Origin of the sequence: Streptomyces sp. NPDC005811 (assembly GCF_040630405.1) — a bacterium.
Classification (GTDB): Bacteria; Actinomycetota; Actinomycetes; order Streptomycetales; family Streptomycetaceae; genus Streptomyces.
This window is the reverse complement of record NZ_JBEXXK010000004.1, coordinates 37,332-60,729: the sequence shown is the minus strand read 5'-3', so window position 1 is coordinate 60,729 and position 23,398 is coordinate 37,332. Positions and strand designations below refer to the sequence as shown.

The 23,398-nt window shown below is 72.5% G+C and carries 28 protein-coding genes; 14 read left to right on the top strand and 14 right to left on the bottom strand.

Going from position 1 to position 23,398, the window contains the following annotated elements; all coding sequences use genetic code 11:
• The first annotated feature begins 101 nt into the window (after positions 1-101).
• Entirely contained in the window at positions 102-647 is a 546-nt protein-coding gene (locus ABZ490_RS05475) for a TetR/AcrR family transcriptional regulator (protein ID WP_358985089.1), read from the top strand.
• Positions 648-656: 9 nt separating this feature from the next.
• Here the strand turns inward: ABZ490_RS05475 and ABZ490_RS05470 are convergent, their stop codons facing one another.
• The 3 genes from ABZ490_RS05470 to ABZ490_RS05460 all read right to left on the bottom strand — a co-directional run bounded on the left by ABZ490_RS05470 (position 657) and on the right by ABZ490_RS05460 (position 3,074).
• Positions 657-1,283, bottom strand: a complete 627-nt coding sequence (locus ABZ490_RS05470; RefSeq protein WP_358984519.1) for an HAD family hydrolase — start codon at positions 1,281-1,283, stop codon at positions 657-659.
• Between the two features lie 337 nt (positions 1,284-1,620).
• Positions 1,621-1,845, bottom strand: coding sequence for a ferredoxin (locus ABZ490_RS05465; protein WP_358985085.1), 225 nt, complete (start codon positions 1,843-1,845; stop codon positions 1,621-1,623).
• An 11-nt stretch (positions 1,846-1,856) separates the two neighbouring features.
• The gene (locus ABZ490_RS05460) at positions 1,857-3,074 is read right to left on the bottom strand and encodes a cytochrome P450 (RefSeq protein WP_358984518.1); all 1,218 of its coding nucleotides are present in this window, start codon (positions 3,072-3,074) and stop codon (positions 1,857-1,859) included.
• A 322-nt stretch (positions 3,075-3,396) separates the two neighbouring features.
• Between ABZ490_RS05460 and ABZ490_RS05455 the strand changes: the two genes are divergently transcribed.
• On the top strand, positions 3,397-4,020 hold the full coding sequence (locus ABZ490_RS05455) for a LysE family transporter (RefSeq protein ID WP_358984515.1): 624 nt from the start codon (positions 3,397-3,399) through the stop codon (positions 4,018-4,020).
• Positions 4,021-4,036: 16 nt separating this feature from the next.
• On the opposite strand, the gene ABZ490_RS05450 is transcribed toward ABZ490_RS05455, so the two are convergent.
• On the bottom strand, positions 4,037-4,465 hold the full coding sequence (locus ABZ490_RS05450) for a nuclear transport factor 2 family protein (RefSeq protein WP_358984512.1): 429 nt from the start codon (positions 4,463-4,465) through the stop codon (positions 4,037-4,039).
• Positions 4,466-4,600: 135 nt separating this feature from the next.
• On the opposite strand from ABZ490_RS05450, the gene ABZ490_RS05445 reads away from it, so the two are divergent.
• Positions 4,601-5,047 carry a nitroreductase family deazaflavin-dependent oxidoreductase gene (locus tag ABZ490_RS05445; protein WP_358984509.1) on the top strand — a complete coding sequence of 149 codons (447 nt, stop codon included), beginning with the start codon at positions 4,601-4,603 and terminating at the stop codon, positions 5,045-5,047.
• A gap of 90 nt (positions 5,048-5,137) precedes the next feature.
• Here ABZ490_RS05445 and ABZ490_RS05440 read toward each other — a convergent pair whose 3' ends face one another.
• On the bottom strand, positions 5,138-6,055 hold the full coding sequence (locus tag ABZ490_RS05440; RefSeq protein WP_358984506.1) for a cation diffusion facilitator family transporter: 918 nt from the start codon (positions 6,053-6,055) through the stop codon (positions 5,138-5,140).
• Positions 6,056-6,289: 234 nt separating this feature from the next.
• Here ABZ490_RS05440 and ABZ490_RS05435 point away from each other — a divergent pair, with 234 nt between their 5' ends.
• Entirely contained in the window at positions 6,290-7,309 is a 1,020-nt protein-coding gene (locus ABZ490_RS05435; protein ID WP_358984503.1) for a glutathione S-transferase C-terminal domain-containing protein, read from the top strand.
• Positions 7,310-7,340: 31 nt separating this feature from the next.
• Positions 7,341-7,646, top strand: coding sequence for a DUF4235 domain-containing protein (locus ABZ490_RS05430; protein WP_358984501.1), 306 nt, complete (start codon positions 7,341-7,343; stop codon positions 7,644-7,646).
• An 840-nt stretch (positions 7,647-8,486) separates the two neighbouring features.
• Here ABZ490_RS05430 and ABZ490_RS05425 read toward each other — a convergent pair.
• Both ABZ490_RS05425 and ABZ490_RS05420 read right to left on the bottom strand, forming a co-directional pair.
• A complete protein-coding gene (locus tag ABZ490_RS05425; RefSeq protein ID WP_358984498.1) occupies positions 8,487-8,879 on the bottom strand; it encodes a VOC family protein in 393 nt (130 codons plus the stop codon).
• 64 nt (positions 8,880-8,943) lie between these two features.
• Complete coding sequence (locus ABZ490_RS05420) at positions 8,944-9,411, bottom strand: pyridoxamine 5'-phosphate oxidase family protein (protein ID WP_358984495.1); 468 nt, start codon at positions 9,409-9,411, stop codon at positions 8,944-8,946.
• Positions 9,412-9,548: 137 nt separating this feature from the next.
• On the opposite strand from ABZ490_RS05420, the gene ABZ490_RS05415 reads away from it, so the two are divergent.
• Positions 9,549-9,911, top strand: a complete 363-nt coding sequence (locus ABZ490_RS05415; RefSeq protein WP_358984493.1) for a DUF1304 domain-containing protein — start codon at positions 9,549-9,551, stop codon at positions 9,909-9,911.
• The gene (locus ABZ490_RS05410; protein WP_358984490.1) at positions 9,908-10,471 is read left to right on the top strand and encodes a TetR/AcrR family transcriptional regulator; all 564 of its coding nucleotides are present in this window, start codon (positions 9,908-9,910) and stop codon (positions 10,469-10,471) included. Before ABZ490_RS05415 ends, ABZ490_RS05410 begins: the two co-directional genes overlap by 4 nt.
• A gap of 7 nt (positions 10,472-10,478) precedes the next feature.
• On the opposite strand, the gene ABZ490_RS05405 is transcribed toward ABZ490_RS05410, so the two are convergent.
• Both ABZ490_RS05405 and ABZ490_RS05400 read right to left on the bottom strand, forming a co-directional pair.
• The gene (locus tag ABZ490_RS05405) at positions 10,479-11,330 is read right to left on the bottom strand and encodes a hypothetical protein (RefSeq protein WP_358984487.1); all 852 of its coding nucleotides are present in this window, start codon (positions 11,328-11,330) and stop codon (positions 10,479-10,481) included.
• A gap of 61 nt (positions 11,331-11,391) precedes the next feature.
• Positions 11,392-12,345 carry a helix-turn-helix domain-containing protein gene (locus tag ABZ490_RS05400; RefSeq protein WP_358984484.1) on the bottom strand — a complete coding sequence of 318 codons (954 nt, stop codon included), beginning with the start codon at positions 12,343-12,345 and terminating at the stop codon, positions 11,392-11,394.
• A 71-nt stretch (positions 12,346-12,416) separates the two neighbouring features.
• Between ABZ490_RS05400 and ABZ490_RS05395 the strand changes: the two genes are divergently transcribed.
• Positions 12,417-13,367 (top strand): NADP-dependent oxidoreductase, encoded by a 951-nt coding sequence (locus ABZ490_RS05395; protein ID WP_358984481.1) that lies wholly within the window; start codon positions 12,417-12,419, stop codon positions 13,365-13,367.
• Positions 13,368-13,387: 20 nt separating this feature from the next.
• Here the strand turns inward: ABZ490_RS05395 and ABZ490_RS05390 are convergent, their stop codons facing one another.
• Together ABZ490_RS05390 and ABZ490_RS05385 are read right to left on the bottom strand one after the other, a co-directional pair.
• Complete coding sequence (locus ABZ490_RS05390) at positions 13,388-14,494, bottom strand: NAD(P)-dependent alcohol dehydrogenase (protein WP_358984479.1); 1,107 nt, start codon at positions 14,492-14,494, stop codon at positions 13,388-13,390.
• Positions 14,495-14,524: 30 nt separating this feature from the next.
• Positions 14,525-15,979: an aldehyde dehydrogenase family protein gene (locus ABZ490_RS05385; RefSeq protein ID WP_358984476.1), complete on the bottom strand. Its 1,455-nt coding sequence runs from the start codon at positions 15,977-15,979 to the stop codon at positions 14,525-14,527.
• Positions 15,980-16,083: 104 nt separating this feature from the next.
• Here ABZ490_RS05385 and ABZ490_RS05380 point away from each other — a divergent pair, with 104 nt between their 5' ends.
• Together ABZ490_RS05380 and ABZ490_RS05375 are read left to right on the top strand one after the other, a co-directional pair.
• On the top strand, positions 16,084-16,551 hold the full coding sequence (locus ABZ490_RS05380) for a MarR family transcriptional regulator (RefSeq protein WP_358984473.1): 468 nt from the start codon (positions 16,084-16,086) through the stop codon (positions 16,549-16,551).
• A gap of 191 nt (positions 16,552-16,742) precedes the next feature.
• Positions 16,743-17,123 carry an anti-sigma factor antagonist gene (locus ABZ490_RS05375; RefSeq protein ID WP_358984470.1) on the top strand — a complete coding sequence of 127 codons (381 nt, stop codon included), beginning with the start codon at positions 16,743-16,745 and terminating at the stop codon, positions 17,121-17,123.
• 15 nt (positions 17,124-17,138) lie between these two features.
• Here ABZ490_RS05375 and tuf read toward each other — a convergent pair whose 3' ends face one another.
• Together tuf and ABZ490_RS05365 are read right to left on the bottom strand one after the other, a co-directional pair.
• Complete coding sequence (gene tuf, locus ABZ490_RS05370; protein ID WP_358984467.1) at positions 17,139-18,332, bottom strand: elongation factor Tu; 1,194 nt, start codon at positions 18,330-18,332, stop codon at positions 17,139-17,141.
• A 56-nt stretch (positions 18,333-18,388) separates the two neighbouring features.
• Positions 18,389-19,342 carry a ribose-phosphate pyrophosphokinase gene (locus ABZ490_RS05365; protein ID WP_358984464.1) on the bottom strand — a complete coding sequence of 318 codons (954 nt, stop codon included), beginning with the start codon at positions 19,340-19,342 and terminating at the stop codon, positions 18,389-18,391.
• 248 nt (positions 19,343-19,590) lie between these two features.
• On the opposite strand from ABZ490_RS05365, the gene ABZ490_RS05360 reads away from it, so the two are divergent.
• Both ABZ490_RS05360 and ABZ490_RS05355 read left to right on the top strand, forming a co-directional pair.
• Positions 19,591-20,253 (top strand): DUF4230 domain-containing protein, encoded by a 663-nt coding sequence (locus tag ABZ490_RS05360; RefSeq protein ID WP_358984460.1) that lies wholly within the window; start codon positions 19,591-19,593, stop codon positions 20,251-20,253.
• Positions 20,254-20,349: 96 nt separating this feature from the next.
• Positions 20,350-21,012: a VanZ family protein gene (locus tag ABZ490_RS05355; RefSeq protein ID WP_358984457.1), complete on the top strand. Its 663-nt coding sequence runs from the start codon at positions 20,350-20,352 to the stop codon at positions 21,010-21,012.
• Here the strand turns inward: ABZ490_RS05355 and ABZ490_RS05350 are convergent.
• Positions 21,009-21,248, bottom strand: a complete 240-nt coding sequence (locus tag ABZ490_RS05350; protein WP_358984454.1) for a hypothetical protein — start codon at positions 21,246-21,248, stop codon at positions 21,009-21,011. The two genes, ABZ490_RS05355 and ABZ490_RS05350, sit on opposite strands and share 4 nt — an antisense overlap.
• Positions 21,249-21,329: 81 nt before the next feature.
• On the opposite strand from ABZ490_RS05350, the gene ABZ490_RS05345 reads away from it, so the two are divergent.
• Both ABZ490_RS05345 and ABZ490_RS05340 read left to right on the top strand, forming a co-directional pair.
• A complete protein-coding gene (locus tag ABZ490_RS05345; protein WP_358984451.1) occupies positions 21,330-22,352 on the top strand; it encodes a PHP domain-containing protein in 1,023 nt (340 codons plus the stop codon).
• Positions 22,353-22,401: 49 nt separating this feature from the next.
• Positions 22,402-23,367 (top strand): SDR family NAD(P)-dependent oxidoreductase, encoded by a 966-nt coding sequence (locus ABZ490_RS05340; RefSeq protein ID WP_358985082.1) that lies wholly within the window; start codon positions 22,402-22,404, stop codon positions 23,365-23,367.
• Positions 23,368-23,398 lie beyond the last annotated feature (31 nt).

The window sequence follows — 23,398 nt, the reverse complement described above, 5'->3', positions numbered from 1 at the left end:
CTCGGGTACGCTGCCAACGTAGAGAACGGCCGTTCTCCTCGTCAAGCGGGAGTCGGCGCGCAGGACCCGGCAGGGGGATCAGGAGCACGGTGATGGTGGCCATGGACGGCGCGACGGCGCGTGAACAGGCGCTCGACGCCGCGGAGACGCTGTTCTACGGGCGGGGGGTGCAGTCCGTGGGGATGGACGAGCTCCGGGCCGCGTCGGGGGTCTCGCTCAAGCGGCTGTATCAGCTCTTCCCCGCGAAGGAACTGCTGGTGGAGGCCTATCTGGAGCGCCGGGACCTGCGCTGGCGGGGGCGGCTCGCGGAGTACGTGGCGCGGCGGGAGGAGCCCCGGGAGCGGATCCTCGCGGTGTTCGACTGGCTGGAGGAGTGGTTCGCCGAGCCGGACTTCCGGGGCTGCGCCTGGATCAACGCGTACGGCGAGCTGGGCGCGACCTCGGAGCGGGTGGCGGAGCGGGTGCGGGCGCACAAGCGGGCGTTCCGGGAGTATCTCGGCGGGCTGGTCGCCGCTGCCGGGCTGCCCGGCGCCCTGACGGGGCCGCTGTTCCTGCTGGCCGAGGGGGCGATGGTGACGGCCGGGATCGACGGGGCGGCCATGCCGGCCGCCGAGGCGCGGGAGGCGGCCCGGCTGCTGCTGGGGTGAGTCTGAACGTCAGGCGAGGGGCAGGGGGGCGCCCAGGTCCACCGTGAATCCGGCGCGCTCGAGGACCCCGGCGCCCAGCGCGCTCACCAGGGCCGGTGCGAGCTGCTGGTCGTCGCCGGGCAGCAGGACGGCCTCGGTCGTACCGGCGACCTCCGCCAGGTCGGCCAGCCCGCGATCCGCCGGGAGCGCGATGCGGGCCTCGAACACGGGGCGCCCCTCGATCGCGGCGAGGGTGAGGACGGGGTGGGGTGCGGTACGCAGTCCGGCCTCGGCGGCGAAGGCGCGCTCCCGCGCGTCCTCGCCGACGAACACACACGCGTCGGCCGGCACCGCCGGGACCCCGTCGCGGGCGGTGGCCGCGACGGCCCGTTCGAAGATCGCAGAGCTGTCCTTCGCGCCCCAGAGCACCAGCTCCTCGTCGGGGAAGCGGCCCGGGAACGCGGTGCGCAGGGCGGACGCGGCCCGGGCGACGGCGGCCTCGCCCTGCCCGGGGTTGGACACGATCCCCTTGCGGACCTCGGCGAAGGCGTCGAGCACGGCCAGGACACGCGGCCGGGGCCGGAGGGTGAGGGAACCGTCGGCGCCGACGGCCGCGTCCGCGAGGGTCGCTCCGATGTCGAAGAAGAGCACGGGCATGTCGGCGCCTCCGCACGGTGATCGGGTCCCCCGTCGACCCTGGCCCACCGGGCCGTGCGCAGCAACCCGGGCGGCGATCCGCCCGGGGCGCACGGAGGCTTGTCTTCCGGGCCGTTCACCTCCGGAAGCCCCCTGCCGCTGCCTTCCGCACCCGACCGGCGGCCGTGGCCGAACCGGCCGGTGCCTGCGCGGGGACTTCGGGCGCGCTGTACGGCCGGAAGGCCGTACCGGCGCGGATGCGCGCCCTCCAGGAGGACTTCGTCCGCGCCCTGCCGCGGGGCAAGGGCTGGTCCGGGGGTCCTCGCGGGTCCCCGGCCAGGATCCCGGCCCCCGCCCGTCACCCGTCCGAGCCGGGTACCGCGATCGCGCCGACCGGGCAGGCCCGCGCGGCCTCCCGGACCATCGGGTCCCCGGCGCCGTCCTCACGGCCGGGCAGCAGCGTGCTGAAGCCGTCGTCGTCCTGGGTGAAGACGCCCGGTGCGGCCAGCGCGCACTGACCGGCTCCGATGCAGACGTCCGTGTCGATGCGGATGGACCCGCGGGCAGGGGTGTCGCGGTGCATGGCGGTGCCTCTCACCAGGTCACGGGGAGTTCGAGCATCCCCTGGATGGTGTCGCCGGGTTTCCAGCGGACGTCCTCGGCCGGGATCGCGAGCCGCAGTCCGGGCAGGCGCGCGAAGAGCGTGCCGAGGGCGATCTCCAGCTCGGCGCGGGCCAGGTTCTGGCCGAGGCACTGGTGGATGCCGAAGCCGAACGCCACGTGGTGGCGGGCGGAGCGGTGCCAGTCGAGGGTGTCGGGTTCGGGGTAGGCCGTCTCGTCGCGGTTGATCACCGAGGTGGAGAAGACCACCCCGTCACCGGCCCGGATGGTGGTGCCGGCCACCTCGATGTCCTCGGTGGCCAGCCGCAGCAGCCCGTCCGCGATGGACAGCATCCGCATCAGCTCCTCGACGGCGGCCGGCAGCAGCGCGGGGTCGGCGCGCAGTTCGGCCAGCCGCTCGGGGTGCCGGAGCAGGGTGTAGGTGCCGAGGGAGATCATGTTGGCGGTCGTCTCGTGGCCGGCGACCAGCAGGATGACGGCCAGAGCGATAGCGCCCTCGCGATCCACGGTGCCGTCGCGCAGCCGCTCGTGGACCAGGGCGTCCAGGACGCCGTCGCCGGGCGGGCCGGCCGCCTTGCGGTCGATCAGCGCGCCCAGGTACGCGTCGAGCCGTTCACGGGCGTCGACCACCTCCGCGGGCACCCGGCCGCGCAGCATCCGCCGGGACTGCTCCTCGAAGAACTCGTGGTCGGCGTACGGCACCCCGAGCAGCTCGCAGATCACCCTGGACGGCACCGGCAGCGCGAAGGCGGAGACCAGCTCGGCGGCCGGGCCCTGGGCGAGCATCGCGTCGATCCGCTCGTCGACGATCCGCTGGATGGCCGGGCGCAGCGCGGTGGCGCGTTTCAGCGTGAAGTCCGCGACCAGCATCCGGCGCTGGACGTGGTGCTCGGGATCGTCGACGTTGAGGAGGGCGGCCCGGCGGTCGAGCAGGGCCTTGAAGCGCGGGGAGGTCGCCGGGTAGCCGGGCCGGGTGCGGTCGGTGGACAGCCGGGGGTCCGCGAGCAGGGCGCGGGCGGTGTCGTGGCCGGTGACGACCCAGGCGGTGCGGCCGTCGTAGAGGGTGACGCGGGACAGCGGGCGGCCGGTGCGCAGGGGGTCGTAGGCCGTGGGCGGGTGGTAGGGACAGCTGCGGTCCTGGGGGAAGGACACGGGCTTCGACAGTGGGGGGAGTTCCGACAGTTCCGTCATGAGAGACCTCGCAGACGAAGGGTGCGGCGTGCCGATCTTCATTAGATGCCCCGGGCATCTATAGGACGACAGGGAGTTCGGCCAGATCGGCGAAAGGGACGAGATGGCCGGAACCGACCACTCCGCGGGGGCTCCTCGAAGGCTCCCGCGCGGGGTGCGCCGGCCTCGGGACGGAAATTCACTTGCCGGTGGGTGGGGAGGAGCCGCAGGATCCGGCCATGTCTCGAATCGCCGTTCCGCTGCCGCTGATGTCCGACGCCGTCCTTCCGGCGCGGGTTCAGCAGCAGCCCGGCCGTCCCCGGAGGCCCGATCCCGTACGCCGGTGACGGCCGCGCTCGTCGCGGGCCTGATCGCGGGCTACGGCATCGCCGTACCCGTCGGGGCCGTCGCGACCTACCTCGTCTCCCTCACCGCCCGTACCTCCCTGCGCACCGGCGCGTGCGCCGCGCTCGGCGTCGCCACCGCCGACGGGCTCTACGCCCTCCTGGCCACCGTCGGCGGGTCCGCGCTCGCCGCCGCGCTGCGGCCGGTGCTGGTGCCGCTGCGCTGGGCCTCGGCCCTGGTGCTGCTGGCCCTCGCGGCCCGCGGCGCCCTGACGGCCGTACGCCGGTACCGGGCCCACCGGCTCGCCACCCGCTCCGTGCCCACCCCGCCCACCGCCGCCCGCGCCTACCTCGCTCTGCTCGGCATCACGCTGCTCAACCCGACCACCGTCGTCTACTTCGCCGCGCTGGTGCTCGGCACCGGCACCACGGACGCCGTACGCCCCCTGGACCAGGGCGTGTTCGTCCTGTCCGCCTTCGCCGCGTCCGCGAGCTGGCAGCTGCTGCTGGCCGGGGGCGGCGCCCTGCTGGGCCGTGCGCTGACCGGCCACCGGGGACGTCTGGCGACCGCGCTGGTGTCGAGCGGGGTGATGACCGTGCTGGCCTTCGGGATGGTGGTGTAGCCCCCAGGGGGGTGCGTCAGGGGGTGAAGGCGCGGGCGACGGCCAGGCTGTCCTCGTACACGTGGTGGCGGACGACCAGGCCGTCGCGGACGGTGAGGTGCAGGGCGAAGGCGGCCCGGTAGGGGCGTCCGGTGGGGGCGGCGGTCTGCCGGATCTCGCCCAGCACCACCGCGTCGGCGCCGTCGACGAGGACGTGTTCCACACGGGTGTCCGCCGCCCCGGGCGTGTGGTGCGCGGCGAGGGCCCGGAAGTGGTCGGCCGCCTCGGCGCCGGTGGCACGGTGCCGGATCCAGGGCGTCCCGGCGCGGCCGTGCTCGTCCTCGGGCCAGGACAGCCGCCAGTCGACGACGTCGGCGTACAGGGCGGCGATCCGCTCCGGGTCGCCCTCGCCGATACGGCGCAGCAGTTCCTCGGTCACGGCGCGGGTGTCGGTCCTCTTCGTCATGGCTCCGAGTCTGGCGGTGGGCCACGGGTGGCGCGATTACCCGTGAGGTAAGGGGATACGGATGAATCGAGGGGGTGACGGTGTTGAAGGGGGCAGCCGGTCGTGAGCGACCATGTGACGAAAGGGACGGATGCCATGCCTCTCGAAGGTGAGTACGAGCCCAGCCCGACCCAGTGGGTACGCGAGCAGGTGGAGCTGTACGAGAGCTCCGGCGGCAGGGAGGGGACGACGCTGCGGGAGACGGGGCTGCCGGTGATCCTGCTGACCACCCGGGGCGCGCGCAGCGGCAAGCTCCGCAAGACCCCGCTGATGCGGGTCGAGCACGACGGCCGGTACGCGCTCGTCGCCTCCCAGGGCGGAGCGCCCACCCACCCGGTCTGGTACCACAACCTCGTGGCCGACCCGGCCGTGGAGCTCCAGGACGGTCCCGCGAAGCAGGACATGACGGTCCGTGAGATCAGCGGTACGGAGAAGGCCCAGTGGTGGGAGCGTGCCGTCGCCGCGTTTCCGCCGTACGCCGAGTACCAGGAGAAGACCGACCGGGAGATTCCCGTGTTCGTCGCCGAACCGCAGGGCAGCTGACCGCTCGGCGCCGACCCCACGACGGCGGGGGACGCGTAGAAAAATCTGCCGCCGACGCGCATGAACCGGCCCGCACCGGGCACCCGAGAATCAGGCCCCGCCGCGCTCCCCCGTCGCGGCGGGGCTTCTGCGTGCGCCGGGCGGCGGGCGGTCGGTGACGTCGAGGAAGACCGCGTCGGCCTCGGGGACCGCGTCGCCGATGGCGCGCTTGATCCGGTCGGCGACCTCCTCCACGCGTTCGCTGTCCAGGCCCGGCACGAGGTCGACGCGCGCGGCGACGAGGGCCGTGTCGAGGCCCGTCTTCATGGTGAACAGCGCCTCCACGCTGTCGATCTCCGGCTGGGCGGCCAGCAGTTCCCTGATCCGGGCGCCGGTCTCGGGGTCGGCGGCCTCGCCGATCAGCTGGTCGCGGGCCTCCCGGCCGAGACGGAAGGCGACGTGGACGAGGAGCGCGCCGATCGCCAGCGAGGCGGACGCCTCCCACACGACGTTCCCGGTGACCATGTGCAGCACCATGCCGACGGCGGCCAGGGTGACCCCCAGGACGGCGGTGCCGTCCTCGGCGACGACGGTGCGCAGGGCCGGGTCGCGCAGCCGGGCGGTGCCGCCCTGCCGGCGCACCTGGTGCAGGGCGCGCAGGAGAGAGGCGCCCTCGGCGAGGAGGGCGAAGCCGAGGACGATCAGACCGGCCACATAGCCGCTGGTCTTCTCGTCTGCACCGGTCCTGAGGGCCTCCGCGCCCTGGAAGAAGGAGAAGCAGCCGCCCATGACGAAGATCCCCACGGCGGCGAGGAGCGACCAGAAGAACCGCTCCTTGCCGTAGCCGAAGGGGTGGCGCCGGTCGGCCGGGCGGCGGCTGCGGCGCAGCGCCGCCAGCAGGAACACCTCGTTGAGACTGTCGGCGACGGAGTGCGCGGCCTCCGACAGCAGCGCGGGCGAGCCGGCCAGCAGACCTCCGGCCGTCTTGGCTGCGGCGATCACGAGGTTGGCGGCGAGGGCGACCAGCACGGTGAGGCGCGTCCTGCGGTCGGCGTGCGTCTTCCGGGCCGGGCCGGGTCGGGCTGCGGCTTCGGCTTCGGCTTCGGCTTCGGGCTTCGGTGGTGTCCCGTTCGGTGTTGTGCCGCTCACCCGTGCCGACTGCCCCGGCGGGTCGGGATCACACCGTGCCGTCCGCGGAAATCGGGGAACGCGGTCTGGAGGACGCGTGAAGCCGGTCGACCGGTGTGAGCAGCGGGAGGTCCCATGAGCGGCGGCGACGACGGCAACAGCGGGTACGGACACCGGCGGTTCCGGCGGTCGCGGAGTCATTTCCGGGACCGGATCACCGCGGACGGCCGGGACGGCTGGCCGGTGACGGCGGACCGCTACCGTCTGGTGGTCAGCCGTGCCTGCCCGTGGGCGAGCCGGGCGGTGATCTCCCGGCGGCTGCTCGGCCTGGAGGACGCGCTGTCGATGGGGATCGCCGATCCCGTCCAGGACGACCGGAGCTGGCGGTTCACCCTCGATCCGGACGACCGCGACCCGGTCCTCGGCATCCGCTTCCTCGGTGAGGCCTACGACCGGCGGGAGGCCGGCCACCCCGGCGGGGTCAGTGTGCCGGCGATCGTGGACGTGCCCAGCGGGCGGCTGGTGACGAACGACTACCAGCGGATCACCCTCGACCTGGCCACCGAGTGGCGGGCCCTGCACCGCCCCGGGGCGCCGGACCTCTACCCCGAGAAGCTGCGCGCGGAGATCGACACGGTGATGGCCGAGGTGTACGAGGACGTCAACAACGGGGTGTACCGGGCGGGGTTCGCGCGGGGGCAGGAGGAGTACGAGGAGGCCTGTGCGGCTGTCTTCCGGCGACTGGAGCTGCTGAGTGCGCGGCTCGCGGGGCAGCGGTATCTGGTCGGTGACACGATCACCGAGGCGGATGTACGACTGTTCACCACGCTGGTCCGGTTCGACGCGGTCTACCACGGACACTTCAAGTGCAACCGCTGGAAGCTGACGGAGGACCAGGTGCTGTGGGCGTACGCCCGTGACCTCTACCAGACGCCGGGATTCGGTGACACCGTCGACTTCGACCACATCAAGCGGCACTACTACCAGGTGCACACCGGCATCAATCCGACGAGGATCGTCCCCGTCGGACCGGACCTGGCGGGCTGGCCGACCCCGCACGGCAGGGAGCGGCTCGGCGGCCGCCCCTTCGGGAACGGCACCGCGCCGGGACCGGTCCGCGCGGAGGAGGAGGTCCCGGCACGGGGGCGGCCCTGAAGCGGTTCGAGGATTCGACAAGGAGGACTCGGTGGCCAGGAAGACCAGGAAGAAGAAGCTCCCGCTCGTCTACCAGCCCGTCGGCTTCGTCTTCGGCTGGGCGAGCGGCGCGCTGGCCGGGGTCGCGTTCCGCAAGGCGTGGAAGGCGATCCGACACGAGGACGACGCACCCGACGCCCTGGACCGCGATCGCGGCTGGGCCGAGATCCTGCTGGCCGCGGCGCTCCAGGGCGCGATCTTCGCAACGGCCCGAAGCGCCGCCGACCGCACGGGCGCGAAGGCCATCGAACGCTCGACGGGCACGTGGCCGACGAAGGAGAAGGGGGGCCGGGACTGAAGCCGCCGTCCCGGACGGGAACGGTCGGCGCTGACGCAACCGGGGTTGACGGACCAGGGCTGTAGAGCCCCGGAGCTGCGAGCGCCGGCGCTGAAACAGCCGCAGGCGACACAAACGTCGGCGGGGCTGAGAAGTCGGGGCTGAAGGGCCCGGAGACCGCAGAGGACCGGGGGGTGAAACGGCCCCGGCCTCAAGAGACCGGAGCCGACCCGGCCCGGCGGGACTGGACCCAACGCCCCCTGGGCAGAGGCTGCCGGAGCCACAGTGCCGGAGGGGGGCCCTGAAGCCGCAGTGCCCCGGCGGGCAGCCTTGGAACCACAAGCCCCGGGGGGCAGCCCCGGAGCCGACGCGGCCCTGACAGGGCTGGACCCGACGCCCCCGCCTGGAGGCTGCCTGAACCGCAGTGCAAAGGGGGTCCCTGAAGCCGCAGTGCCCCGGCGGGCAGCCTTGGAACCACAAGCCCCGGGGGGCAGCCCCGGAGCCGACCCTGCCCCGGCGGGGCCGGACCCGACGCCCCCGCGTGGAGGCTGCCTGAACCGCAATGCTGGGGGCATTCCCCGGAGCCACAGTGCCCCGGGGGCAGCCCCGGAGCAGCAGTTGCCCCAGGTGACAGTCCCGGAACCGCGGCCCCGGGGAGCAGCCCGGAGTCGCAGTACCCCGGGAGCAGCCCCGGAACCGCAGTTACCCAGGGGACAGCCCCGGAGCCGCTGGCCCCCAGGGAAGGCCTCGGAGCCGCTGGCCCCCAGGGAAGGCCTCGGAGTCGCAGGCTCCCGGCAGGGACGTGTCGGAGGCTCACCGGCGTGGGCTGCGGTGGCGTTGGTCGGCAGGGGGCTCCCGGGGTCAGCCCTGTTTGGGGGTGGTCGGGGTGGTGTGGCGCAGGGTGAAGGAGTGGCCTGCGGGGTCGGCGTAGCCGCGTTCCTCGTGGGGGCCCGCGGTGCCCTTCGTGTCCAGGGGGCGGCCGCCCAGGCCGACGACCCTGCGCTCGGCCTCGTCGAGGTCGTCGACCAGGAAGTCGAGGTGGGCCTGGAGCGAGTTCTCGGGGCGGGGCCAGCTCGGCGGGGTCGCGTTGGCGTCGCGGCGGAAGGCCAGCCGGGTTCCGCCGGCGCCCCGGATCTCGACGCGGTGGGCGCAGACCTCGGTCTCCTCCGCGTCCAGGAGCCCCTTGTAGAACTCGGCGAGCTGCTCCGGCTCGGCACAGTCGAGCACCACGACGCCCGCTTTCACCACGGCCATGTCGTCTCCTCCACGAGGTCGGGGACGGGCGGCTCCCGTCCCGGACCTTGCGGATACCCCGGTTTCAGCCGGCCACCAGCCACTCCCCGTCCCGCATCACCTCGCACCCCCCGGACTCCTCCTCCCGGGTCCGCCAGGACCGGATCCGTTGCGGCTGGATGAGGAAGTACAGGTGGGGCGCGGCCAGTTCACGGGGGTCGAAGCCGGTCTTGCCCGCGAAGATCTCGGCGTCCTCCTCCGGCAGGTCGGCGGGCGGGACGGCGACGGCCCGGCCCTCGATCATGACCACGTCGTCGGCCGGGCCGACGGCGAGACGTGCCACCCCGGTGTCGTGCAGGGCACGGCCGGTGGGCGTGGTGACCGGGGCGGCGACCAGCAGGACGGCGCCGTCCCAGACGTAGGAGAGCGGGGCCAGCTGGGGGGCGACGCCGTCCGCGGCGGCCGTGGCGACCCAGACGTCGACGTCGTGTTCCAGCCGGTGGAGCGTGTCGTGCTTGCGCTGCTGCGCGGTGCGTGCCGGTGCGGGGGTCATGTCTCCAGTGTGGCCACGGCCCGCGTCCCCGCACCCGGGCGAGGAGCGGCCCCCTGGACTTCCTGGACAGGTGTCCCGTTATAGTGGACACCTGTCCCGGAAGTGGACGAGGTTCAGAGGAAGATCAGAGGGAGATCATGGACATTCTGGCCGGTGTACTGGTCGCGTTGGTGGCGCTGCTGCATCTCTACATCCTGGTGATGGAGATGTTCCTGTGGCAGAAGAAGCCGGGGATGGGCTTCCACGGGTTCGACGCGGAGCTGGCGCGGCGGACCGCCCCGATGGCCGCCAACCAGGGCCTGTACAACGGCTTCCTGGCGGCGGGGCTGGTGTGGGGGCTGGTCGCCGGGGACCCGACCGGGTTCGCGGCGCAGGTGTTCTTCCTGTCCTGTGTGATCGTCGCGGGCGTGTACGGCGCGGTCACCGCCAACCGCCGGATCCTGGTCGCCCAGGCGCTGCCCGGCGCGCTCGCCCTGGCCGCCGTACTGATCGCGCAGTGATCCGGGCGGAGGCCGAGGACCCGAGGGCGGCCCGGACCCGGGCGCGGCTGCGGGCCGCGCTGCTGGCGGAGTGCGCGGAGCGGCCGCTGGAGGAGGTGGGCGTGGCGGCGCTGGTGCGGCGGGCCGGCGTCGGCCGGGCCACCTTCTACGTGCACTACCCCGACCTGGAGGCCCTCGCGGTCGACGCGTGCGCGGATGTCGTACGCAAGGCCGTGGAGGCGTTGCACGCCTGGCAGGGGCGGCCGGACCCGGTGCGGGCGCCGGCCGCCCTGCCGGAGTTCTTCGCCTCGCTCACCCCGCACGCCGCGCTCTACCGCACCCTGCTCGCACCCGGCGGCGGCGGTCCGCTCGGCCGGGTGCTCCACCGGGACCTGCGGGCCTACAGCCTGCGGGAGCGCGAGCGGGCGGGCGCGGCCGACGCCCCGCTGGTGGCCTCGGCCGTCGCCGCGACCTTCGCAGGTGTGCTGGCCGACTGGCTGCACGGCGACCTCGGCGGCACCCCCGGCGAGATCGCCGACCAGGTCTGGCAGTTGCTGGTCGCCCTGCACGCCAGCCGCTGAACGGCCCTCACTTGCAGGCCGCCGCCTTCTTGGCCAGCGGCCAGGCCTCGACTCCGTCGGGGGTGCGGACGTACGCCGTCGTACGGTCCTCCGTCAGCCACAACCGCCAGTCTCCGTAGCGGTATCCGGTGTCGTGGGCGTCGGCCGGCATCCGGACGTCGTCGTCGTACGGGGCGGTGAGCAGGCCGGGTTCGAGCACACCGTCGGGGTCGCGGACGTACTGCCGGTAGTCGTCGCCCCGGCCCGTCCCCAGGAAGTGCGCCTTCTCCCAGCCGCAGTGCTCCGCGCCGGCGTGGCTGGTGACGGTGGTGGTCGGGACGCGATGTCCGTCGCGGTCGGTCCAGATCTCCAGGCCGATCGAGTCGGTGAAGCTCGCGGGGAGTTCGGCGGGGTCGCAGGAGGCGTTCGTCTCCGGGCCCCAGCCCGGCCGGCCCTTCTGGTCCTGGGCGACCACGACCGCGACCTTCGTCCGGCCGGCGACGTCGTACGAGTACAGGACCCGGCCGCCCGCCGCGCGCTCCACCCGGTAGCCGGAGTGCGGGAGCAGCGGCTGGAGCATGTCGAAGAAGAGCCGCAGCCCGTCCTCCGGGGTGTCACCGCCGTCGTCGGCGCTCCAGCCGTCGGGGCCGCCGCCGCCGGCGATCTCGCCGTCGCACTCCAGCGCCCGGCCCGCGGCGCCGGACTCGGCGAGCAGGGCCTGCGGGGTGTCCGCGTCGAGGGTCGTCGTCGCGATGCCAAGGGGTCCGGTGTACGGCGTCGCCGGCGGCGATCCCTTGACGACCAGGTCCGCCTTCTCCCCCGCGCCGCAGCCCACCGCGGCCACCAGTGCCGCCGTCACCAACGCCAGTCCCCTGCGCATGCGTGCCCCCGTCTGTCCGGTCGATCCCGTGCCCCTACGACGCCGGGGCGGACCGGTACGTTCAGCGGGCCGTCTGGAACGTTCTGCGGTAGGCCTGCGGCGAGACCCCGATCGCCGCGTGCAGGTGCTGGCGCAGCGAGGCGCCGGTGGCGAAGCCGACCCGGCCGGCGATCTGGTCGACGGAGAGGTCGCTGGCCTCCAGGAGCTGCCGGGCGTGCACCACCCGCTGCTGGATCAGCCAGCGGCCGGGGCTGACGCCCACCTCGTCCTGGAAGCGGCGGGCGAACGTGCGCAGGCTCATCCGGGCGTGCGCGGCGAGGTCGGCGAGGGTGAGGGGCTCGTCCAGGTGCTCCAGGGCCCAGGCCCGGGTGGCCGCCGTGCTCGCCGGACCGGCCTCGGGCACCGGCTGCTCGATGTACTGCGCCTGCCCGCCGTCACGGAACGGCGGCACCACACAGCGGCGGGCCACCTTGTTGGCGAGTTCGCTGCCGTGGTCCTTGCGGACGAGGTGCAGACAGATGTCGACGCCGGCGGCGGCACCGGCCGAGGTCAGGATCCGGCCGTCGTCCACGAAGAGGACGTCCGGGTCGAGGTCCACCTGCGGGTACATCCGGCGGAAGCGGTCGGCGCAGTTCCAGTGGGTGGTGGCCCGGCGGCCGTCGAGGAGGCCCGCGGCGGCGAGGACGAAGGCCGCCGTGCAGATCGAGACGATCCGGGTGTCGGGGCGGATCCGGGCGAGGGCCCCGGCGACCGCCGACGGCAGTTCCTCCGTGAGCCGCTCGGGAGACACGGACGCGACGACGACCGTGTCGGCCGTCTCCAGCACCTCGGGGCCGTGCTCGACGCCCACCGTGAAGTCGGCGTTCGTGTGCACCGCACGGCCGTCGACCGTGCAGGTCAGCACCTCGTAGCGGCCGTCGGCTGCGCCGAGGATCCGGCTCGGGATGCCGAGTTCGAAGGGGTAGACGCCGTCGAGGGCGAGGACGACGACACGGTGGGGGGCTCCGGCAGGCATGGCACGATTCTATCGGAGGTTGGCCTTCATGCCATTTTCCGGCGGGGCCGGGCCCGGCAGGCTGGTGGACCATGAGCACTGAGCACACCATGCGAGTCATCGGCCAGGACGTCCTCGGCGGTCCCGAGGTCCTGAAGGAGAAGGAAGTGGAACGGCCCGCGCCGCGGGCGAACGAGGTCCTGGTGCGGGTGCGCGCCGCCGGGGTCAACCCGACTGACTGGAAGCACCGCGCCACGGGCGGGTTCCTGGGAGCACCGCCGTTCGTCCTGGGCTGGGACCTCTCCGGGACCGTCGAGGCGGTCGGCATCGGCGTCGCGACGTTCGTGCCCGGCGACGAGGTCTTCGGGATGCTGCCCTACCCCTACGGCCACGGCTCGCACGCCGAGTACGTCGTCGCCCCGGTCCGCGCCCTGTGGCACAAGCCCGCCGGTGTCGACCACGTCCAGGCGGGCGCGCTGCCGCTGGTCTCGCTGACCGCCTGGCAGGCGCTGGTGGAGAACGCCGGACTCACGGCGGGGCAGCGGGTGCTGATCCATGCGGCCGCCGGGGGCGTGGGGCATGTGGCGGTGCAGATCGCCAAGGCGCGCGGCGCGTATGTGATCGGGACGGCGAGCGCGGGCAAGCACGCGTTCCTGCGGGATCTGGGCGTCGACGAGGTGATCGACTACCGGGAGACGGACTTCACCGAGGCCGTGAAGGAGGTCGACGCCGTCCTGGACACCCTGGGCGGGGAGAACGCGACGCGCTCGCTGCGGGTGCTGCGGCCGGGCGGGGTCGTGGTGTCGATCCTGCCCATGGGCTCACGGGAGTTCGAGGAGGAGGCCGGCCGGCTCGGGGTGCGCGCGGTGCGGATGCTCGTGGACGCCGACCGGGCCGGGATGCGGACGATCGCCGAGCTGGTGGAGGCGGGGAAGCTCCGCGCGACGGTCGCGGGGACGTTCCCGCTGGCCGATGCCGCCGAGGCGCACAGGCTCGGCGACACCGACCGGACCACCGGGAAGCTGGTCCTGACGGTCGACTGACGGACCGTCACCGGCGGCTGTCAGAAGGTCAGCACCGGCTTGATGGTCTTGCCCGAGGTCATGTCCTGGACCGCCTGGCCGATGTCCTCGAAGGCGTAGGTGCCGATCAGCCGGTCCAGCGGGAGCCGCCCCGCCTTGACCAGTTCCACCAGGGCGGGGATGAAGGTCTGGGTCTCGCTGTCTCCGAGGGTGAGGCCGACGACCCGCTTGCCGCCGAGCAACCCGTTGACGTCCAGGGCGACTTCGCTGCCGAACGGCGGTGCGCCCACGACGACCAGGGTGCCGCGGGCGGCGAGCGAGTCGACCCCCTGGCGCAGCACGGCCGTACTGCCGGTGGTCTCCACGATCCCGTCGGCGCCCCGGCCGCCGGTGATCTCGGCGACGGCCTCGCCGAGCGTGGCCTGTCCGGCGTCCACGGTGTGGGTGGCGCCCAACTCCTTGGCGAGTGCCAGGCGTTCGGCGACACGGTCGACGGCGATGATCGTGGTGGCGGGGCTCTGGGCGGCGGCCATGACGGCGGACAGGCCGACGGCTCCGGCGCCGAGGACGACGACCGTGTCACCGGCGGCGGGTCGCAGGACGTTCCAGACGGCGCCGACGCCGGTCTGCACCCCGCAGCCCAGCGGGGCGATCGACGTCAGGGGTACCTCGGGGTCGACCTTGACCAGGCTGCGCTCGTCGACCAGGGCCCGCTCCGCGAAGGAGGACTGGCCGAAGAAGTGCCCGCCGAGCGGCTCGCCGTCGCGGCTGAGGGTGCTGGTGCCGTCGGCGCGGCGGCCCCCGATGAGGTTCAGCGGCAGCCAGGTCGCGCAGTAGGCCGGGTGGCCGCCGTGGCAGTTGCGGCACTCGCCGCAGGAGGTGAAGGAGAGGACGACGTGGTCGCCGGGGGCCACCCCGGTGACGGCCGCTCCGACCGCCTCGACGACCCCCGCGCCCTCGTGGCCGAGGACGCCCGGCAGCGGGAAGGGCAGTCCGCCGCTCTGCACGCCCAGGTCGGTGTGGCACAGGCCGGCCGCCACCAGCCGGACCACCGCCTCGTGCGGGCCGGGCTCGTCGAGGACGACCTCGGAGAGGGTGAACGGCGCTCCGGCGGACTCGACGACGGCCGCGCGTGTGGTGATGGACATCGGTGGAACTCCCTTTGCTGTACGGCGCGTTCAGTCGAGCGAGACGACGACGGACTTGACCTTGGTGTAGGAGGCGAGCGCCTCGGGGCCGTACTCGCGGCCGAATCCGGAGTCCTTGACGCCGCCGAAGGGGACGGCCGGGTCGAGCATGGCCCAGTCGTTGACCCAGACGATGCCGGCCTGGAGGCGGTCGGCGACCCGGTGGGCGCGGGCGAGGTTGCCGGTCTGCACCCCGGAGGCCAGGCCGTACGGCGTGGAGTTGGCGAGGGCGACCGCCTCGTCCTCGTTGTCGAAGGGCTGGACGGTGAGGACCGGGCCGAAGATCTCCTCCTGGATCACCCGTGAGTCGTTCGGGAGGTCGGCGATGACGGTGGGCTTGTAGTAGTAGCCGCCGTCGAGGTCGAGGCGCTCACCGCCGCAGACGATCCGGGCGCCCTCCTTGCGGGCGAGGTCGACGTACTCCTCGACCTTGCGCAGGTGCTTCTCCCCCGCCATGGGTCCGACGACGGTCTCCGCCGCGCGCGGGTCGCCCACGGGCACCCCGGGGACGGCCTCGGCGAGGATGTTCAGCAGGGTGCTGTAGACCGGGCGGGCCACCAGCAGGCGCGGGCCGCCCATGCAGAACTGGCCGGTGTTGAAGACGAAGCCCTTGATCACCGCGCCGACGGCCTTCTCCAGGTCGGCGTCCTCGAAGACGACGTGCGCGGCGTTGCCGCCGAGCTCCATGGTGACCTGCTTGAGGTTCTCGCCGGCGATGCCCGCGACGTGCCGGCCGATCGCGGTCGAGCCGGTGAAGGCGATCTTGTCGACGCCGGGGTGCCGCAGCAGCGCCTCTCCGGCGACCGGGCCGGTGCCGGTGACGACGTTGACGACACCGTCGGGCACCCCGGCCCGCTGGAGCAGTCCCGCCATGTACAGGGCGCTCAGCGGGGTCTCGTCGGCGGGCTTGTGGACGACCGTGTTGCCCGCGGCAAGGGCCGGGGCGAGCTTCGAACCGGCCAGGATCAGGGGGAAGTTGAAGGGGGTGATGGCGGCGACGACACCGATCGGCCCGCGCTGGGTGTAGGCGAGGGCGTTCATCGGGGTGTCGCGGTTGCCGCCCTCCAGGGAGAAGGCGAGCGTGGCGTAGTACTCGTAGTCGTTGGCCGCGTTGGTGACGTCGACCGCGTGGGCCAGGGTGATCGGCTTGCCGACGTCCAGGCTCTCCAGCCGGGCGATCTCGTCGGCCTCCTCGCGGATCAGCTGGGCCACCCGCAGCAGGACCCGGCCGCGCTCCCGGCCGCTGAGCCCGGACCACCGGCCGGAGTCGAAGGCCTCGCGCGCGGCCCGCACCGCGGCGTCCACGTCGGCGGCGCCCGCCTCCGCGACGGTGGTGACGACCGCGCCCCGGGACGGGTCGACCACCTCGGTCCGCGCTCCGTCCGCGGCCTCGCGCCACTGTCCCCCGATGAACAGCCGACCGGGGTCGATCTCGAAGGTGGTCATCGCCACTCCTCAGCATCGTCGCCAAGATTTCAACTAACAGGATTCCTGTTGGTCCGCAGTCTCATTACAGACAGGTTTCCTGTCAATGGTCTACGCTCGGACTCATGGCCGGCACCCAGACGACCCAGGCGGCGGCTTCCGCGCGCCCGCCCCACAAGGCTCCCCCGTCCCTGCTCTACATGGTGAAGCAGGTGGAGCTCGTCGTGCGATCCCGGCTGGACGAACTCGTCAAGCCGTCCGGGATCACCGCCCTGCAGTACACGGCGCTGACCGTCCTGGAGCGGCACGACGGGCTGTCCGCCGCCCAGCTGGCCAGGGACTCGTTCGTGACCGCCCAGTCCATCGCCGATCTGGTGCGCTCACTGGAGAACCGCGGCCTGATCCGTCGCGAGCGCAATCCGCGCAACCGGCGGGAGCTGCTGATCCTGCTCACCGACGAGGCGCGCGCCCTGCTGGAGCAGTACGCGCAGCCCGTGCGGGAGCTGGAGGAGCGGATGGTGCGGGAGCTCACGGCGCACCAGACCGAGCAGTTCCGGACAGCCCTGTCCAAGGCGTGGCAGGCCCTCTCGTAAGCTTCTCGCACCCCTTCGCTCACGGCGCGAAAAAACTCGGTCGAGACACGCCCGAGTTTCGAAGACATATGTCAATCGAACATGCTGAAATTCACTCTATCGGGGGTACCTTGCTGGAGCGGGGAACTGCTGTGCGCTTCCCCGCCGTTGAAGGCTCCCGACCGGTGGAGCGGGTTGGAGGCGATGTCGTCGTGCAGCAGGAACCCGCCGCGGACACCCCGCACCTGTACGTCCGGCAGGAGCGCGGGTACACGGTGCTGGAGTTCCGCGGCGAGATCGACATCGTCGCGGCGACGGAGATCGGTCCACGGCTCGACGAGGCGACCTCCGGGCCCGCGCCGCGCGTGGTCATCGACCTCTCGCCGATCGACTTCTTCGACTGCTCCGGACTGCGCCTGCTGTACCGGGCCCGCAGCCGGGTGCTCGACCAGGACGGCGAACTCCGGCTGGTCTGCAGCCACCCGCTGGCCCTGCGCGTCCTCAGGGCGACCGGACTGCACCGGTTACTGCCGCCCGCCACGACACTGGACGCGGCCCTGGGACAGCCCGAGGCCACGTCCGGCACCTTATGACCGCGCTCCCGAGCCCTACCGCACGATCTTCGTCACCTGTCCGGCGCCCACGGTCCGCCCGCCCTCGCGGATGGCGAACTTCAGCCCCTCCTCCATCGCGATCGGCTGGATCAGCTCCACGAGCATGGTGGTGTTGTCGCCCGGCATGACCATCTCGGTGCCCTCCGGCAGGGTCACCACGCCCGTCACGTCCGTCGTACGGAAGTAGAACTGCGGGCGGTAGTTCTGGAAGAACGGCGTGTGCCGGCCGCCCTCGTCCTTGGACAGGATGTACGCCCGTGCCTCGAACCGGGTGTGCGGGGTGACCGAGCCCGGTTTGATCACCACCTGGCCCCGCTCCACCTCGTCCCGTTTGATCCCGCGCAGCAGCAGGCCGACGTTCTCCCCGGCCCGGCCCTCGTCGAGGAGCTTGCGGAACATCTCCACACCGGTGACCGTGCTCCTCGTCTTCTGCGGGTGGATGCCGATGATCTCCACCTCGCTGTTGACCCGCAGCGTGCCGCGCTCGATGCGGCCGGTGACGACCGTCCCGCGCCCGGTGATCGTGAAGACGTCCTCGATCGGCATCAGGAACGGCCGGTCCACGTCCCGCTGCGGCTCCGGCACCGCCTCGTCGACCGCGTCCAGCAGATCCAGCACCGACTGCGTCCACCGCGGGTCGCCCTCCAGGGCCCGCAGCGCGGAGATCCGTACGACGGGCACCTCGTCGCCCGGGAACTCGTACTCGGTGAGCAGTTCGCGCACCTCCAGCTCGACCAGCTCCAGGATCTCCTCGTCGTCGACCATGTCCGTCTTGTTGAGGGCGACGACGATGTACGGCACACCCACCTGCCGGGCCAGCAGCACATGCTCCTTGGTCTGCGGCATCGGCCCGTCCGTGCCCGCCACCACCAGGATCGCGCCGTCCATCTGGGCCGCGCCGGTGATCATGTTCTTGATGTAGTCGGCGTGCCCGGGGCAGTCCACGTGGGCGTAGTGCCGGCGCTCGGTCTGGTACTCCACATGGGCGATGGAGATGGTGATGCCGCGCTGCCGCTCCTCGGGCGCCTTGTCGATCTGGTCGAACGGGGTGAAGGGGTTGAGCTGGGGGAACTTGTCGTGCAGCACCTTGGTGATGGCTGCCGTGAGGGTCGTCTTGCCGTGGTCGATGTGCCCGATGGTGCCGATGTTCACGTGCGGTTTCGTCCGCTCGAACTTCGCCTTCGCCACTGCGAGCCCTCCCTGGTCACATGGGTGACGACATGCGCGTATCCACTCCTTCCTGTCTATTCGCTGCGGGCCGCGTCGAACAGGGCGCTGACGGACTCACCGTTGTGAATGCGGCGCACGGCCTCGGCCAGGGCGGGCGCGATGGACAGGATCCGCAGCTTGTCGGTGTGCTCCTCGGCGGGCACCGGCACGGTGTTGGTGCAGACGATCTCCAGGACGTCGGGCTGCTCGCTGAGCCGCTTGAGGGCGCCGCTCGCGAACAGTCCGTGCGTGCACGCCACCCGGATCGAGCGCGGCTGGAGCTCCCGCAGCCGGTCGAGGAGCTCGAGGACGGTGCTGCCCTTGGCGATCTCGTCGTCGAGGACGATGACGTCCCGGCCGGTGACCTCGCCGATCACGGAGTTGATGCTGACCCGGTCGTCGGCATAGCGCTGCTTCGCGCCGGCCGCCACCTGGGCGCCGATCATCCGGGCGAAGGCGGCGGCCTCCTTGGCGTTGCCGAGGTCGGGCGAGACGACGGTGGTCTCGGTCAGGTCGTAACGGCGGAAGTGGGCGGCCAGCTCGCGGCGGGCGTGCAGATGGTCCACCGGCATCGAGAAGAAGCCGTGCACCTGCGGTGAGTGCAGGGTCATGGCCAGGACCCGGTGGACCCCGGCCGCGGCCATCAGATCGGCGACCAGCCGGCCGCCCAGGGATATCCGGGGCGCGTCCTTCTTGTCGGAGCGGGCGTAGGAATAGTGCGGCATGACCACGGTGATCCGGCCGGCGGAGGCGCCGCGGGCCGCGTCGCACATCAGCAGCAGCTCCACGAGGTGCTCCTGCACGGGCTTCACCAGGGGCTGGACCAGGAAGACGTCCCTCTCCCGGCAGTTGGCCTGGAGCTGGACCTCCAGGCAGTCGTTGGCGAACCTGCTGAGCCGGGTCGGGCTCAGTGGCACGCCCAGATGGGAACAGACCTCGGCGGCCAGCTCGGGGTGGGCACTGCCGCTGAACACGGAGATGTCTCGCACGAAAGGACTCCTCGCCCAGGTCCGACTGGAGGGGATCACTCACGGGATCTCTCATGCTACGGACCCCGCCGGGGCATGCGATCGGCCGGATGGGCCGATCGGGTGAGCCGGGCGGGCGTGATCGTGCGGACCCCGGCGGGCCGGGCCATCGTGACCCAAGGCCTCGCTTTCTGTCACAGGTCGTCAACAACGCGGTCTGTCACGGGCTTTGACGGGAATCCGTCCTGACAGGAAGGAGGGCCGTCGCCATGACGACTCCCGTCAAGCGCCTCCAGGGGCGCATCCCCGGCTGGGCCAAGGTGCTCATCGCGGTCGTGGTCGTGCTCACCGTGATGTTCGCCGGGATCCGGCTCAGCCTGCTGCCCGGGCTGCGCGGGTTCTTCGGCACCGAGACCAAGGACCGTTCGGGTCCCGCCCTGCTCAAGTCCATCCAGGACATGAGCCGTTACGACGCCGCCTCCGGCAACTTCCAGGTCGTCGTGGACCTGGAGAAGGACGCCAAGTACCTCCCGGACGCCCTTCGCGGCACCCGCACCCTGTACGTGGGGGCGGGCACCGTGGACGCCTATGTCGACCTCGGCAAGGTGGGCGACGACGACGTGACGGTCGACGGCGACCGTACGTCGGCCACGCTCCGGCTGCCGCACGCGCAGCTCGGCAAGCCGGCGCTCGACCCGGACCGCTCCTACGCGGTCTCCAAGCAGCGCGGTCTCCTCGACCGCCTCGGCGATCTCTTCTCGGACAACCCCAACAGCGAGCAGGCCGTGCAGAAGCTCGCCGTGAAGCACATCGGCGAGGCGGCGAAGGACAGCGAGCTGACCGCGCGCGCCGAGACCAACACCACCGACATGCTGGAGGGCCTGCTGCACTCCCTCGGCTTCGAGGAGGTCAAGGTCACCTACGCGTCCTGACCGGCCGGGCGGGGGTTTCCACGGGCCGTGCGCATCCTCGGGTCCTTTGCGGGTAACCGCCTTAGGACGCAGGTAAGTTGAAGACTGGAGGACAGCATGGCCCGTGCAGCCTCACGCCCACGCACCGTGTTCCGCCTGCGCCCGCACAGGGCCGAACAGCCGCCGGCCCCGGCCCCGGCCGCGCAGAAGGCCGCGCCCGAGAAGAGCAAGAAGAAGGCGGCACCCCAGAAGAAGGCTGCACCCCAGAAGAAGGCGGCAGCCGAGAAGAAGGCGGCCGCGCGTTCCGGTGCCCGGCCGTTGCCCTTTCCGCTGCGGCTTCTCGCGATGCTGTTCGCCTTCGCGTTCATGGTGGGGTTCGCCGTCGTGCTGGCGCGGCTGACGCTGGAGCCCTCCCCCGCCTCCGAGGCGCTCGTGCACTCGAATCTGCACCCGGGCCGGTCGCTCCAGGCCTATCTGGACCAGCCCGCGCTGCGGGACGCGGTCAAGCAGATCGGTGGGAACGTGCTGCTCGGGGTGCCGTTCGGCATCCTCGTGCCGGTGCTCGCGCCCAAGGCGCGCGGAATGCTGCGGGTGCTCGTGCTGACGGCGTCCGTGATGCTGCTGGTGGAGTTCGCGCAGGGCGCGCTCATCACCGGGCGCGCCTTCGACATCGACGACGTCATCCTCAACACGACCGGCGCGCTCGTCGGTTACCTGCTGCTCGGACGCCGGATGAGCCGCGCGGTGCACGCTCCCCGGCCCCGGCGGGGTGACTCCTAGGGACGCGGCTTCCAGGTGTACTTGTCGCCGCCCACCCAGCGCACGACATCGGGGTCGTCGAGGTCGTGGACGATGATGCCGAACGCGGCGGCGGTCTCCAGGACGTCGGTGACGGTGTGCGCGGAACCGACGACCTCGCCGTCGATCTCCACGATCCGGAACGGGGGTTTGCCCGGCTGCACCCCGAGCACCATGATCCGTGGCTGGTTCATGAAGGGGCTCGCGACTTCGGTCATGACATAGAGCGTAAAGCGCAACCGGCCGGTACGGATCGCCAAAAATCACCCGTCGGGCCACGCTGGAGCCAGGAGGTGGCGATGGATCCCCTGGATGCCCTGGACCGGATCGCCTTCCTGCTGGAGCGGTCCCTGGCGCCGCCGTACCGCGTGAAGGCGTTCCGTACGGCCGCCAGGGTGCTGGCGGACCTGCCCGAGGGCGAGGTGGCCGCACGGGCCGAGGCCGGCACGCTGGAGTCGCTGAAGGGCGTGGGACCGAAGACGGCCCAGGTTGTGCGCGAGGCACTGACCGGCGAGGTGCCGTCCTACCTGCGGAAACTCCAGGACGAGGTGGGGCGGCCGCTCACCGACGGCGCCGGGGAGCGGCTACGGGCCCTGCTGCGCGGCGACTGCCATCTGCACTCCGACTGGTCCGACGGCGGCAGCCCGATCGACGAGATGGGCCGCACGGCGGCCGCCCTCGGCCACGAGTGGGCCGTACTGACCGACCACTCGCCCCGGCTGACGGTCGCCCGGGGGCTGTCGCCGGAGCGGCTGCGCGCCCAACTGGAGGTGGTCGAGGAGCTGAACGCGTCCTGGGCGCCGTTCCGGCTGCTGACCGGCATCGAGTGCGACATCCTGGAGGACGGCTCCCTGGACCAGGAGCCCGAGCTGCTCGACCGGCTGGACGTGGTCGTGGTGTCCGTGCACTCGAAACTGCGGATGGAGAAGCGGGCGATGACCCGGCGTCTGCTGAAGGCCGTACGGGATCCGCACGCGAACATCCTCGGGCACTGCACGGGGCGGCTGGTGCAGGGGCGGGGGCGGCCGGAGTCGGAGTTCGACGCGGACGAGGTGTTCGCGGCCTGCGCCGCGTCCGCCACGGCCGTGGAGATCAACAGCAGGCCCGAGCGGCTGGACCCGCCCCGGCGGCTGCTGCGGCGGGCGGTCGCGGCGGGAGCGCTGTTCTCGGTCGACACCGACGCGCACGCGCCCGGCCAGCTGGACTGGCAGATCCTCGGCTGCGCGCGGGCCGAGGAGTGCGAGGTGCCCGCCGAGCGGATCGTGACGACCTGGCCGAGGGAGAAGCTCCTGGACTGGTCCCGTAAGGGCGTCTCCGCTTGACTTCGAGCGCACTCCAATCCGTAGCGTTTCGGACATGAGCAACAGCGACATGAGCAACACCGCACAGCACAAGATCGGCTCGGGCTTCGGCGCCACGAGCACCGCCGACGACGTCCTGCGGGGCATCGATCTGGGCGGTCGGCTGGCGATCGTCACGGGCGGCTACTCCGGGCTCGGCCTGGAGACCACCCGGGCACTGGTGAAGGCCGGCGCCCGGGTCGTCGTCCCGGCGCGGCGCCCGCAGACGGCGCGGGAGAACCTCGACGGCGTCGAGAACGTCGAGGTGGACGAACTCGACCTCGCCGACCTGGACAGCGTCCGCGCCTTCGCCGACCGGTTCCTCGCCTCGGGCCGCACGCTCGACCTGGTGATCGACAACGCCGGGATCATGGCCTGCCCGGAGACCCGGGTCGGGCCGGGCTGGGAGGCGCAGTTCGCCACGAACCACCTCGGTCACTTCGCCCTGGTGAACCGGCTGTGGCCGGCGATCGAGCCCGGCGGGGCGCGGGTGGTGTCCGTGTCCTCGCGCGGCCACCACTTCTCCGGCATCCGCTGGGACGACGTCCACTGGCGGCACGACTACGACAAGTGGCAGGCGTACGGGCAGGCCAAGACGGCGAACGTGCTGTTCGCCGTGCACCTCGACGCGCTCGCCCGGGACCGGGGCGTACGGGCCTTCTCGCTCCACCCGGGCGGCATCCTCACGCCCCTCCAGCGGCATCTGCCGCGGGAGGAGATGATGGCGAACGGCTGGATCGACGAGGACGGCAACCCGATCCCGCAGCCGGGCTTCAAGACGCCGGAGCAGGGCGCGGCCACCCAGGTGTGGGCGGCGACCTCCCCGCAGCTCGACGGCATGGGCGGCGTCTATCTGGAGGACTGCGACATCGCCGAGCCCGCTCCGGAGAGCGGCGAGCGCGCCGGGGTGAAGGCCTGGGCGACGGACCGCGAGCAGGCGTCCCGCCTGTGGGACCTCTCGGCCGAGCTGACCGGGGTGAACGCGTTCGCGTCCTGACGGTGCGCGCCGGTGTCCCGCCGTGGCCCGG